Annotated in this window: 9 protein-coding genes and 1 CRISPR repeat array; of the genes, 7 read left to right on the forward strand and 2 right to left on the reverse strand. The window is 42.0% G+C overall.

Features of this window, described 5'->3' with window-relative positions:
• Positions 1-32 precede the first annotated feature (32 nt).
• Positions 33-2,090: direct repeats of the CRISPR family, unit length 36 nt; unit sequence GTTCAAAGCCTTCCCCGATTCCTAGGGGATTAAGAC.
• 100 nt (positions 2,091-2,190) lie between these two features.
• From MA2_RS08810 to MA2_RS08830, 5 genes are all read left to right on the forward strand, one after another.
• Positions 2,191-2,688, forward strand: coding sequence for an RNase H family protein (locus MA2_RS08810; RefSeq protein ID WP_067058989.1), 498 nt, complete (start codon positions 2,191-2,193; stop codon positions 2,686-2,688).
• A 144-nt stretch (positions 2,689-2,832) separates the two neighbouring features.
• Complete coding sequence (locus tag MA2_RS08815; RefSeq protein WP_067058999.1) at positions 2,833-5,694, forward strand: type I restriction endonuclease subunit R; 2,862 nt, start codon at positions 2,833-2,835, stop codon at positions 5,692-5,694.
• Positions 5,695-5,697: 3 nt separating this feature from the next.
• Positions 5,698-7,266, forward strand: coding sequence for a restriction endonuclease subunit S (locus tag MA2_RS08820; protein ID WP_067059001.1), 1,569 nt, complete (start codon positions 5,698-5,700; stop codon positions 7,264-7,266).
• A 67-nt stretch (positions 7,267-7,333) separates the two neighbouring features.
• Positions 7,334-8,860, forward strand: a complete 1,527-nt coding sequence (locus MA2_RS08825) for a class I SAM-dependent DNA methyltransferase (RefSeq protein ID WP_067059002.1) — start codon at positions 7,334-7,336, stop codon at positions 8,858-8,860.
• Between the two features lie 33 nt (positions 8,861-8,893).
• Positions 8,894-10,732 carry a DUF262 domain-containing protein gene (locus MA2_RS08830; RefSeq protein ID WP_067059003.1) on the forward strand — a complete coding sequence of 613 codons (1,839 nt, stop codon included), beginning with the start codon at positions 8,894-8,896 and terminating at the stop codon, positions 10,730-10,732.
• A 60-nt stretch (positions 10,733-10,792) separates the two neighbouring features.
• Here MA2_RS08830 and MA2_RS08835 read toward each other — a convergent pair whose 3' ends face one another.
• Both MA2_RS08835 and MA2_RS08840 read right to left on the reverse strand, forming a co-directional pair.
• Positions 10,793-11,089: a hypothetical protein gene (locus MA2_RS08835; RefSeq protein ID WP_067059004.1), complete on the reverse strand. Its 297-nt coding sequence runs from the start codon at positions 11,087-11,089 to the stop codon at positions 10,793-10,795.
• Between the two features lie 133 nt (positions 11,090-11,222).
• A complete protein-coding gene (locus tag MA2_RS08840; RefSeq protein ID WP_050323913.1) occupies positions 11,223-11,426 on the reverse strand; it encodes a helix-turn-helix domain-containing protein in 204 nt (67 codons plus the stop codon).
• Between the two features lie 135 nt (positions 11,427-11,561).
• Between MA2_RS08840 and MA2_RS08845 the strand changes: the two genes are divergently transcribed.
• Together MA2_RS08845 and MA2_RS08850 are read left to right on the forward strand one after the other, a co-directional pair.
• Positions 11,562-11,780, forward strand: a complete 219-nt coding sequence (locus MA2_RS08845; protein ID WP_067059005.1) for a hypothetical protein — start codon at positions 11,562-11,564, stop codon at positions 11,778-11,780.
• A 1-nt stretch (position 11,781) separates the two neighbouring features.
• A complete protein-coding gene (locus MA2_RS08850; protein ID WP_067059006.1) occupies positions 11,782-12,948 on the forward strand; it encodes an Arm DNA-binding domain-containing protein in 1,167 nt (388 codons plus the stop codon).
• Positions 12,949-13,038: the final 90 nt, after the last annotated feature.

Genomic DNA, 13,038 nt, shown 5'->3' on the forward strand with positions numbered 1-13,038 from the left:
TAACTGTTGATGATAGTTTAAAACTTTTGTATGTTCAAAGCCTTCCCCGATTCCTAGGGGATTAAGACGCATGCAACATCACCGCCTCGCGGGAAGTGGTGGTTCAAAGCCTTCCCCGATTCCTAGGGGATTAAGACTGGTTCGGTTTGGTGAAGATGACCGTCGTTGCAGTTCAAAGCCTTCCCCGATTCCTAGGGGATTAAGACTAATACAGCCTTATTTGACACATACACAGGAATACGTTCAAAGCCTTCCCCGATTCCTAGGGGATTAAGACCCCTTGCGTTTTCTAGGTGATGATAAAGTGGTTGTTCAAAGCCTTCCCCGATTCCTAGGGGATTAAGACACAGTTGCTTTTTAACTCCAATGAAAAGAGTACGGTTCAAAGCCTTCCCCGATTCCTAGGGGATTAAGACTTGTTCTTTTAGATTAAAGTCTTCACTTAGGTAGGTTCAAAGCCTTCCCCGATTCCTAGGGGATTAAGACTACATCGCTGAACGAGGACCTGAATTGGCGCGAGTTCAAAGCCTTCCCCGATTCCTAGGGGATTAAGACAATCCGCCAGTCACAGATGTAGAAGCTACACCTGTTCAAAGCCTTCCCCGATTCCTAGGGGATTAAGACATACTACTAATACTAATTATCATACTCCTTTTAAAGTTCAAAGCCTTCCCCGATTCCTAGGGGATTAAGACTCACAGCTTACCTCTGTGACCAAACGACCAGCAAAGTTCAAAGCCTTCCCCGATTCCTAGGGGATTAAGACACAGACAAAGAGACCCCTTTGCTAGTCACGTTAGGTTCAAAGCCTTCCCCGATTCCTAGGGGATTAAGACACATAGATTTTGCGTTCTGCCTCATCGGCATTGGCAGTTCAAAGCCTTCCCCGATTCCTAGGGGATTAAGACACTACTAATTTCATTTAGTAATCTCTTCATCAGTGTTCAAAGCCTTCCCCGATTCCTAGGGGATTAAGACCAACCGCAATCGCGGCTACCACGTCGCGCGTGCGTTCAAAGCCTTCCCCGATTCCTAGGGGATTAAGACCTAGTTGTACCGTTTCTAGTACATGTCAAAAATTGTTCAAAGCCTTCCCCGATTCCTAGGGGATTAAGACGAACAGGTGTTCTGGCTGAGCTACCAAAACTTCGTTCAAAGCCTTCCCCGATTCCTAGGGGATTAAGACGACCATTGGTCAGGTACTGATAAGGAGGTTGTGGTTCAAAGCCTTCCCCGATTCCTAGGGGATTAAGACATAAAAACGACGATATCGCCGCGTAGGTGCTTAAGTTCAAAGCCTTCCCCGATTCCTAGGGGATTAAGACTATCGCATTCCAAGCGCGTGAATAGGCGCCCCACAGTTCAAAGCCTTCCCCGATTCCTAGGGGATTAAGACCTGATTTTACGCATAGCGTATCCCCTTTTGTTGGTTCAAAGCCTTCCCCGATTCCTAGGGGATTAAGACGCAATAGTGTTATAGTCCGTTAACCACCCGTCTATGTTCAAAGCCTTCCCCGATTCCTAGGGGATTAAGACAGCTGGGCTTAGGACACCATACAAGCCTTTAGCCGTTCAAAGCCTTCCCCGATTCCTAGGGGATTAAGACGCGACATGATTTTGATAACCACGCGCGTTTTCTAAGTTCAAAGCCTTCCCCGATTCCTAGGGGATTAAGACAGAGATAGTCCGAGCAACTATCCACGAAATAGGGTTCAAAGCCTTCCCCGATTCCTAGGGGATTAAGACCGCACTTTAGCGGCTTTCACCGCCTCGGCCTTGGGTTCAAAGCCTTCCCCGATTCCTAGGGGATTAAGACGTCAGCAGTCGCGTGGCTAATTACCGTATACGTTCAAAGCCTTCCCCGATTCCTAGGGGATTAAGACGTCAGCAGTCGCGTGGCTAATTACCGTATACGTTCAAAGCCTTCCCCGATTCCTAGGGGATTAAGACATTTCTTTCGCTAAGCTTTCGCGCGCGTCGTCGGTTCAAAGCCTTCCCCGATTCCTAGGGGATTAAGACCCATTGATATCTCTCACAAAGTGAACTTCATTGTAGTTCAAAGCCTTCCCCGATTCCTAGGGGATTAAGACTGATTTTGCAAAGTACGCAAATCCCGCTCGCAAGACGAGAGCTATGCTCGAAGTGAAAAACATGGCTATAATTGAAATTATTATTTAGGAAAGATAACCTATGAATGAAATAAATATATATACGACAGGCACATACAGTACTGCTACCCAAAAAGGCGGTTGGGGTGTTCTCATACAGCAAAAGCTAGCAGATAAGCAAGAACATAAGATTCAGACAATTTTAGGTAGCGATACGCACACCACAAACAATCTAATGAAACTACAGGCACTTATAGAAAGTTTGAAAGCATTAAATTTTAACGAATTATCAAAATATAAATTTTTTCTAGATTCCCACTATTTAATGTTGTCATTGAGAAATCGTGAAAAATATGAAAATACGAATTTTTCAAAGGTTCAAAATGCTGAAAAATTACAAGAACTTTATCGGGTATTAGACTCTAAAGATTTAAAACTCAATAATGATGAGAGTTTAACAATAAAAAACTTTTTGGTATTTAATGAACACATACAATTCATTCATAACAAACAAGTCATGGATAATTTTCTTTATAACCAATGCAAACAGTTGGCTATTAAGGCGAAATGTAGAGAATAAATACCCAATGCAAATTAGCTACCCCAAAATTCAACAAAACACCCTAAAATCCCCATTCATCTAATGAAAATCCCGCCAAATTCTGCTATTGTGTTGAGTAATTAAAACTATTCATTCACTCTCTACTTTCCGCACTTTTCTTATATGACTACAGAAAATCAGCCCTATAACACAACCAATAACCAGCACCCCGAACAGCGAGCAAGGGACAATATCGACCGCTTGCTTGAGCAATCTGGTTGGATAGTCCAAGACATGAAGTCATTCAATCCAACGGCAGGGCTAGGCATTGCTGTCAGAGAATATCCCACCAGTGATGGCGTAGCCGATTATTTGCTCTTTGTTGACCGTGAGCCAGTCGCCATCATCGAAGCCAAAGAAGAAAACTATGGGCAAAAAATCTCAACCGTCGAAGAACAAAGCGAACGCTATGCCACCAGCGAGCTAAAGCATATCGATGAAGCCGATATCGCCTTTTTGTACGAAAGCACAGGCGTGATTACTCGCTTTACCAATCGTAACGACCCACAGCCACGCTCACGAGAAGTGTTTAGCTTTCACCGTCCGCAAACGTTGCTCAAATGGTATAACGAAGGCAACGCCACACTCCGCCAAAAACTGCAAACCATCCCACCTCTTAACCCCAATCACATCGATGCCAATGAATTAGGCTTACGAGAATGCCAAGAAGTTGCCATCACCAATATGGAGCAATCGTTTGCTGATGCTCGCCCACGAGCCTTGATTCAGATGGCGACAGGGGCAGGCAAGACGTTTACCGCCATTAGCATTATGTATCGTCTGCTCAAATACACAGGCAAACGCCGTATTTTGTTTTTGGTGGATACGGTAAACTTGGGTGAGCAAGCCGAGCAAGAGATGTCGGTATTCACGCCGATGGATGACAACCGCAAGTTTAACGAACTCTACAACGTGCAAATCATCAAAAACAGCCACGTTCCAGACGGTCTGCAAGTTTATATTTGCACCATTCAACGGATGTATTCGTTGCTTAAAGGTGAAGCGATAGACACGATACCCGATGACCCAGAACAGCTAGAAGCGTGGGAAAACGGTCAAAAACAGCCGTTACCTGTGAGTTATCAAGCCAACTTACCGCCCGAATTTTTTGATTTTATCTTTATTGACGAATGTCACCGTTCGATTTATAACCTGTGGCGACAAGTATTAGACTATTTTGATGCGTTTTTGGTTGGGCTAACCGCCACGCCAGATAACCGCACCTTTGGCTTTTTTAACCAAAATGTGGTGAGTGAATACACCCACGAGCAAGCCGTCGCCGATGGGGTTAATGTGGGTAATGAAGTGTATTTAATCGAAACCGAAATCAGCAAACAAGGCGGTAAGCTTGCAGCCAAAGAACTCATCGAACACCGAGAAAAGCTGACACGGAGAAAACGTTGGCAACAGCAAGACCAAGACGAAGCCTACACCGCCAAACAGCTAGACAATGATGTGGTCAATCCCAGTCAAATTCGCACTATTATCCGAACCTTTAAAGACAGTTTGCCCACGATTTTCCCCAATCGTGAAAACGTGCCAAAGACGCTGATTTTTGCCAAAAATGACAGCCACGCCGATGATATTATCCATATCGTGCGAGAAGAGTTTGGCAAGGGCAATGAGTTTTGCAAAAAAATCACTTATAAAGCCCAAGATGACCAACTTGATGCCGATGGCAATATCATCGAACACGGCGAAGCCCCCAAAACCTTGCTGTCCAACTTTCGCAACAGTTATAACCCCAGAATTGCGGTCACCGTGGATATGATAGCCACAGGCACCGACGTGCGTCCGCTTGAGTGTTTGCTGTTTATGCGAGATGTCAAAAGTCGCAACTACTTTGAGCAGATGAAAGGGCGTGGCACACGCACCCTTGATAAAGAAGGTTTGCAAAAAGTCACGCCTGATGCTACCACCGCCAAAACCCATTATGTGATTGTCGATGCCATTGGCGTGACCAAGTCACTCAAAACCGCCAGTACCCAACTGGATACCAAAAAAACCGTCAGCTTTGTGGCGTTGGGCAAAGATGTGGTATTTGGCGGGAAATACGATACCGACAGTATCAGCTCGCTTGCCAGTCGTCTAAGCCGTATCAATACGATGCTTGAGCCTGCCCAACAGCAAGCGATTGCCAAAATCACAGGTGGCATCGACTTACAAACGATTGTCAAAAATCTATTCCAAGCGATTGATGCCGATGGCGTTCATCAAGATGCTTGTCAGCTTGAAGGTATTGATATTGACGGCACACCTTCGGAAAAATCGCTCAAAAAAGCCCAAAAACAGCGTGTCAAAGAAGCGACAAAACCGCTTTCAATGGAACTTATCAACACGCTTGATGATATCCGCAAGGTCTCTGAGCAAAAAATCGATCCTACGATTGATAAAGTCATCGATAAAGGTTTTGCCAAAGACCAAGAAAGTGTCGCCCATGAGCGGATTGCGTCGTTTAAAGAATTGATAGAGAGCCACAAAGACGAGATTACGGCGTTGCAGATTTTTTATAATCAGCCACAGCGTCGGCAAGCGTTGAGTTTTGCGATGATTAAAGACTTGCTTGCCAGTATCAAAGCAGAACGTCCCAATTTGGCGATTCATCAGATTTGGCAAGCGTATGCGTTGCTCGATGAAGTGAAGGACGGCCCGACGGATGATCTGACGGCTTTGGTCAGTTTGATACGGCGTGTGGTGGGGATTGATGATAAAATAACGCCGTTTGCCCATGTGGTGCGGAATAATTTTCAGCGGTGGATTTTTGCTCACAATGCCAGAAGTAAACAGGCGTTTACCCCTGCACAGGTTGAGTGGTTGCAGATGATTCGTGACCATATTATGACGTCGTTTGCGATTACGGAGGCGGATTTTGAGCTGACGCCGTTTAATCAGTTTGGTGGGCTGGGTGAGGCGTATGATGTGTTGAGCGATGGGCAGGATTTTTATGCGTTGCTTGATGAAATTAATTTGGAATTGGTTGCTTAATAAATGAATGATTTAAAGTCTGGTTGGGAAGTAACAACCTTAGGTAATATTGCTGAATATGTAAATGGTAGAGCGTTTAAACCGACAGAGTGGCTAACTGAAGGAAAGCCAATTATTCGCATACAAAATCTAAATAATCCTAATGCTAACTTTAATTTTTATGATGGAAATATAGAGGAAAAGTATCACGTTAAAAATGGTGATTTACTTTATTCTTGGTCAGCTTCATTAGATAGTTATATTTGGAATGGTGCGGACGCATTTTTAAATCAACATATTTTTAACGTAAAACCTTTTGCCAACATCAGTAAAAAGTTTATTTTTTATCTTTTGAAACAAATTTCCAGTGATATTCTAGCCAAAACTCATGGTATGGGAATGGTTCATATTACCAAAGGAAAGTTTGAAGAAATTGAAATTCCCATACCCCCAATCAATGAACAAAACCGCATTGTTGAGAAGATAGAAACGCTCTTTAGCGAGATTGACGCTGGCGTTGAAAGCCTTAGCAAAGCCAAAACTCAGCTTGAACGCTATCGCCAGTCGTTACTCAAACACGCCTTTGAAGGCAAACTCACCGCCCAATGGCGAGCCGATTATGAGAGCAAAAACGGCAAGCCATTACCCACCGCCGATGAACTCATTGAGCAAATCCAAACCGCCCGCCAAGCCCATTATGATAAGCAAATCAAAGATTGGGAATTAGCCGTAAAGGCTTGGGAAAATAACGGCAAAAATGGTAAAAAGCCAACAAAGCCGACTAAATTGGATGAAATTCGATTAATTGAAAACTTATCGAATTTACCATTAACTTGGAAAAATTTTTATTTGGATGATTTATCTGAAATTTCTGGTGGTTTAACAAAAAATTCTAAACGTCATACTTTTGCTGAACAAGTGCCATATTTAAGAGTTGCCAACGTTTATGCAAACGAATTACGCCTTGATGAAATAAGTCAAATTGGCATTCAAGAGAGCGAAAAACCGAGAACCTTATTACAAAAAGATGATTTGTTAATTGTTGAAGGCAACGGGAGTATTGAGCAAATAGGACGAGTTGCAATTTGGAATGATGAAATTAGTCCTTGTTATCACCAAAATCACTTAATTAAATCTAGGGCATACAACTATGCCAATCCGAAATTTATTTTGTATTTTTTGATGTCGCCTTTGGGTAGAAAGCGTATTGTTGAAGTTGCCAGTTCAACAGCAGGCTTGCATACCTTAAGTCTATCAAAAGTTAGTAATTTGATTTTACCTTTGACAACGCTTGAAGAACAAAATCAAGTAATTGAAATATTAGATGAAAAACTTTCAGAAGTTGAAAAAAGTGTGAGTGAGATTAGCATTCAACTTGAAAAAGCCAAACTGTTAAAATCCGCCATCTTACACAAAGCATTCCAAGGCAAACTCGCCCCCCAAGACCCAACCGACCCACCAGCCAGCCAACTACTCGACCAAATCAAAGCCGAACGCCTAGCCAAACAAACAGCCCAAACGGCAACCAAAAGCAAAGCCAAAGCCAACAAACAACCAAAAGCCAAGTCAAAAGCCAAAACCAAAGAATCGTAGGGGCGTATCGCATACGCCCATTGCCCGACATTAACATTGATGATAAGTAAAAAAATCAGAGTGACCCATGACAACCCAAACCGCAAACGACAAAAAACCCACCACCCAAAACAACCAAAGCCAAGCCATCGTCTCAAAGGTGTGGAACTTTTGCCACATGCTCCGAGATGACGGCGTCAGCTACGGCGACTACCTAGAACAAATCACCTACCTGATTTTTCTAAAAATGGCACACGAATACAGCCAACCGCTCTACAAAAAAGATATCGGCATACCCACCGAATACAACTGGCAAAGCCTAACCAGCAAAACAGGCAGTGAGCTAGAAGCCCATTACCTAACATTACTGCGAAACTTAAGCAAAAAATCAGGCTTACTCGGGCAAATCTTCACCAAAGCCCAAAACAAAATCCAAGACCCCGCCAAACTATCACGTCTAATCGACATGATAAACGAAACCAGCTGGGCAAAACTCGGTAGCGATGTCAAAGGCGATATCTACGAAGGCATACTCGAGAAAAACGCCGAAGACACCAAATCGGGGGCAGGGCAATACTTTACCCCCAGAGCCTTGATACAAGCCATTGTCCACTGTATGCAACCCAAAATCGGCATGACCATTGCCGACCCTGCGTGCGGTACAGGCGGATTTTTGCTCTCTGCCTATGACTACATTACTCACAGCGATAAGACCCTAGACACCGAAGCCAAGCAGAAACTCAAACACGAAACCTTTTCGGGCAATGAAATCGTCGCCAACACTCGCAGACTGTGTTTGATGAATCTATTTTTGCATGGCATTGGCGAAATGGGCGGTGAAAGTCCGATTAGCTCGCTCGATGCCTTGGTGTCGCCACCCAAGCAACCTGTCGATATGGTACTTGCCAATCCGCCATTTGGCAAAAAAAGTAGCATGACCATCACCAACGAAGAAGGCGAACTGGAAAAAGAAGATTTTGTCTATAATCGCCAAGATTTTTGGGCGACCACGTCTAACAAACAAGTCAATTTTTTACAGCATATCTACACCATGCTCAAACAAACAGGTAAGGCGGGCGTGGTCGTGCCTGATAACGTACTGTTTGAAGGTGGGGCAGGCGAAACCGTGCGTAAAAACTTACTTGAAAAGACCGACTTGCATACCATTCTACGTTTACCGACAGGGATTTTTTATGCCAATGGGGTAAAAGCAAACGTGCTGTTTTTTGACAACCATACCGCTCAAGAACAAGCCGTCACCAAAGAGGTGTGGATTTATGACTACCGCACCAACATCCACCACACACTCAAGAAAAAGCCGATGACATTGGCGGATTTGCAAGACTTTATCGATTGCTACAATCCCAAAAACCGCCATGACCGCAAGGAAACCTACCATGCCGAAACCAATCCAGACGGACGCTGGCGGAAATTTAGCATTGATGACATTAAGAAGCGAGATAAAACTAGTTTAGATATTTTCTGGCTTAAAGATAACTCACTGACTGACCTTGATAACTTGCCAGAGCCTGAAGAGCTTGCCAATGATATCATCGAGAATATTGAGGCAGGGCTGGCGAGCTTTCGAGCGGTGTTAAGTGAGTTAGAAAATTAAAATACATACCTATTGAAATATAAGGAAATTAGTATGACCATTATGCAAAACTCAAGTAAAGCCCAAGACCGTACATTGGGCGTTTGGTATCAAAATATTGAGCAAGGCTCAGTAAAGTTACCAAGATTTCAGCGTTTTGAAGCGTGGGATAGAAGTCGTATTACCAGTTTTTTAAATACGGTGATTAACAATTTACCTGTAGGCGTGGCACTGTGTCTAGAAGTTGCTGGTGATGAAAAATTTGTTTCTCGTTTTATTAAGACTGCAGAACCCAAAAATCATACGGTGACGGTTAATCAACATTTACTTGATGGGCAACAGCGATTGACCGCATTTTGGCGAGCCATTCATAACAATTATGACTATGAAACATATGTAGTTTATATTCCTGAATTTGATAAAAAAGAACAAAAATCAAGCGATAAAATGGAAGTGCATGTCATTGGACGTTGGTACGATAAGAATGGTCGGAAGATGCCATTATGGGCAGATATTCCAGCACAGATGCTCGAAAGAGGTTTTGTACCAGTCAATCTATTACGCCCAGGAGATATAACTAGCGAACTAGATGAATGGTTGAACCAGGCATTGACTGAACCTAAACAGGATACTTCCCCACCCGAAGAATTTATTCAAAAATTTATGCAATTTACCAAAGAAAAGGAGAGGTTAAAAAGCATTATCACTCAGCTTCGTGAAAGAGTGACTCACTATAACTTACCTTATCTTTCCTTACCGTCCTCAACGCCAAAAGAAGTGGCATTGCAAGTATTCATCAATATGAATACCAATAGTAAACCACTGAGTTTATTCGATATTATTGTTGCAGAGATTGAAAGTGTGTCGGGCTCATCATTGCATGATTTAGAAGATGAACTTGCTGAGAATGTGCCAGAGGCGTCGCAGTATAGTGATATGCGAAGTTTAATATTATCGACCTCTGCTTTATTACAAGATAAGTTGCCTAACAACCAAGGCATGATTGAAATGGATAAACAGCAGATGCTAGCTAATTGGGGTCAACTGACTAGTGGCTTACAGAAAATGGCTAAGTTATTACGTAGCCAAAATGTATTTGATAAACAGCGTCTGCCTACCAATGCTGTATTGGCAGTCATTGCAGCGGTATATAATATAATACCCGAGCATGGCGATTTTGTCGCTAAAGCTGAAAAACTATTGAAAGCCTATTTGTGGACAGCATTTTTTACCAATCGTTATGAAAACGCCGCCGCAACAAGAGCCTATGCTGACTATAAAGCATTAAAAAGATTGTTGCAAAATCCAGAATTTACCGAAGATGATTATAGCTCGGTACCGATTTTAAATCGTGAAAATTATCCATTGATGCCCATAGAAAAAATCGCTAGTGCTAAATGGCCAAAAAGCACCAGCATAGAAGCAAGAGGGCTACTTGCTATCAGTAATTACTTTGGTGCCAATGATTTTGCAGATAATCGCCGTGTTGACGCAGACAATATTACAAAACGAGAATATCACCATTTATTTCCAGATGCGTTAATAAAAGAAAGCAACGAAGAAGCTGATAGTTATTTTGCCATGAATTGTGCATTAATTACGTGGAAGACTAATCGTACAATCGGACGAGCTGACCCATTAATTTACTTGAAAGAACGTGTTGAACTCTCTGACGAAGAAGCGGTCAAGGAAAGATTAAAAAGTCATTTAATACCTTACGATTCTCTTAGTAAAGCTCATTACGAAGGTTTAGTGGGTGACGCATTGACCGAGAAAGTCACTGCGGATTTTGAAGCATTTAAATTAGAACGGGCACGACTATTCAAAAAAGCCATTGATTTTTTAGCTGAAGGTCAGCAACCATCATTAGAAAAAGTTTTGCAAACTTCATAAATCAAATCTTTAAACAAAAACCCCATTAAAAAATGGGGTTTTCTTTTTTTATTGAGCAGTTTACCAACCTAACGGATAATCAATCTGCTCATTACAAAGCCATTCGTCATGCGGATTAACACACGCCATAAAACGGCTGCCCAACTCGCCAATACGATTGTAATATGGTAAGCCATTATCTAACTCTCGCTGTACCCAAATGCGTACCGCTTCATGGTTGTAAAAAATTTTGTTCACATTGAGCATTTCCGCCAAGCCAGCACCTTGTTGGATTTCAAGCGTAGCAATAAGCTCATCAGACAATTTAATCGCTTCGAGCGACAGCCAAACGGATGGATGTGGAAAATTAAAATACATAGTCTATCTCCTGTTGGTTAATTTGTATTTTCACAGAAGCAAAATAACCTTCTGTAGAACAAATCATAGCATAAAAATAACTTAATGCAAGATATTTTTATCTATAGGAGATAAATATTTTCTTTTGGAGATTTTATTCTTTGACTATTTCGTAGAGTTCACCGACTCCAATCTCTAAATATTCACACAATTTTTCTACCACTTCCAATTCAATACGAGTGGCTTCTTCATTATAAATGCGAGTAATTGTGCCACGATTGATACCCGTATCACGAGCCACATCGGCAATTTTTAGCCGTTTTTCACCCATGATTTTTGAGAGATTACATTTCAGCATAGTTTTTCCTAGATTAAAATAATCTACTGTAAATAAAAATATCTTGCAATAGAATAAAATTTAGCATAGGATATGTTCTGTAGGAGATAATTTGGTTTATCTACAGTTCACTTTAACCTATCAGAGGATTTTACTATGGATTATACCTATCTGACAACCGATGAATTGGCTTCTCGTATCAAATACGACAGTCGTACCATTCGCAACCAACTTAAAGATGCGGTGTTTATCGAAGGCGTGCATTATATTCGCCCTTTTCAAGGCCGCAAAATTTTATACATTTGGCAAAAAGTGGAAGCTTTAATGCTCAATGGCTATGAAGATGACATTCCGTTTGTTGCAGGGGGTGCGTGATATGGCAAGTATCAATAGCCGTGCGGGCAAGTTGTATATTGATTTTCGCTATTTTGGCAAGCGTTGTCGAGAGATGACGTTGCTTGAAGATACCAAGCCTAACCGTAAACGCTTAGAGAATTTCGTAACCAAACTGGAAGCTGAAATCAGCTTAGGTACATTTCGTTATGAAAAGTATTTTCCCAATAGCAAAAAACTGGAGGAATTCCAATCGCTTGAGCTGATAAAAGAAACCAACAGCCATCACGATGCATCTATGAGTTTTGACAACTTTGCCAAGCTATGGATAACAGAGAAAAAACCTGAATGGCGAGCTTCGCAAATTCAGAATGTGGAAGATATTTTTCGGATTTATCTGAATCCCTTTTTTGGCAAAATGGCGGTGAACTGTATCAAAAAGTCGTTGATTATGAAGTTTCGTGGACAGTTGGTAGAAAACGGTAACGATGGCAAACCGCTGTCCGCTTCTCGTATCAACCATATTATGACACCTTTACGGATGGTCATCAACGAAGCGTCAGAGCGATTTGAATTTGAATCACCTTGGAAAAATATCAAGCCATTGACTGTGCCAAAATCAGATATTCAGCCTTTTGATTTAGATGAAGTAATGCAAATTTTGGACAATGTGCGAACGGACTTTAAGCCTTATTATACCGTTAGATTTTTCACAGGGTTACGCACAGGCGAGATAGACGGTCTGCCTTGGAAAAATGTCGATTTTCAACGCCGACAAATTATCATCAATCAAGCAATTGTCAATGGTGAAATCGGTGCAACCAAAACCCAAGGTTCGAACCGTATCGTACAGATGAATCAATTGGTCTATGATGCCCTGCTTGCCCAAAAGACGATAAGCTATGGTAAAAGTGAATTTGTGTTTTGTAGCAAAAATGGCTCACCGCTCAATCACCGCAACATTACCAAGCGAGTTTGGTATCCATTATTGCAATATTTAGAACTTGAAAAACGCAACCCGTACCAAACTAGGCATACTTGTGCCACGCTTTGGCTAGCGGCAGGTGAGTCCCCCGAATGGATTGCGTCACAGCTTGGGCATAGTAGCAGTAAAATGCTATTTACCGTGTATTCTCGTTTTGTACCCAATTTGACACGGCAAGATGGTAGTGCATTAGATAAAGTGTTAAAAGAAAAAGGTCTTTTATAACTGTGTGATGGTTTTTCGAAATAACCCGCAGCGATGCGGGTTTATTCATGTAAATACAATTTATTGTGCTTTTGTTAATATAAAGAACTA

It is taken from the genome of Moraxella atlantae NBRC 14588, assembly GCF_001591265.1.
GTDB lineage: Bacteria > Pseudomonadota > Gammaproteobacteria > Pseudomonadales > Moraxellaceae > Faucicola > Faucicola atlantae.

What these genes read in the sequence shown, in the direction of transcription:
- MA2_RS08835 (WP_067059004.1), bottom strand. Translation starts at nt 11,089, where the DNA reads ATGTATTTTAATTTTCCACATCCATCCGTTTGGCTGTCGCTCGAAGCG.
- MA2_RS08815 (WP_067058999.1), top strand. Translation starts at nt 2,833, where the DNA reads ATGACTACAGAAAATCAGCCCTATAACACAACCAATAACCAGCACCCC.
- MA2_RS08825 (WP_067059002.1), top strand. Translation starts at nt 7,334, where the DNA reads ATGACAACCCAAACCGCAAACGACAAAAAACCCACCACCCAAAACAAC.
- MA2_RS08845 (WP_067059005.1), top strand. Translation starts at nt 11,562, where the DNA reads ATGGATTATACCTATCTGACAACCGATGAATTGGCTTCTCGTATCAAA.
- MA2_RS08830 (WP_067059003.1), top strand. Translation starts at nt 8,894, where the DNA reads ATGACCATTATGCAAAACTCAAGTAAAGCCCAAGACCGTACATTGGGC.
- MA2_RS08850 (WP_067059006.1), top strand. Translation starts at nt 11,782, where the DNA reads ATGGCAAGTATCAATAGCCGTGCGGGCAAGTTGTATATTGATTTTCGC.
- MA2_RS08840 (WP_050323913.1), bottom strand. Translation starts at nt 11,426, where the DNA reads ATGCTGAAATGTAATCTCTCAAAAATCATGGGTGAAAAACGGCTAAAA.
- MA2_RS08820 (WP_067059001.1), top strand. Translation starts at nt 5,698, where the DNA reads ATGAATGATTTAAAGTCTGGTTGGGAAGTAACAACCTTAGGTAATATT.
- MA2_RS08810 (WP_067058989.1), top strand. Translation starts at nt 2,191, where the DNA reads ATGAATGAAATAAATATATATACGACAGGCACATACAGTACTGCTACC.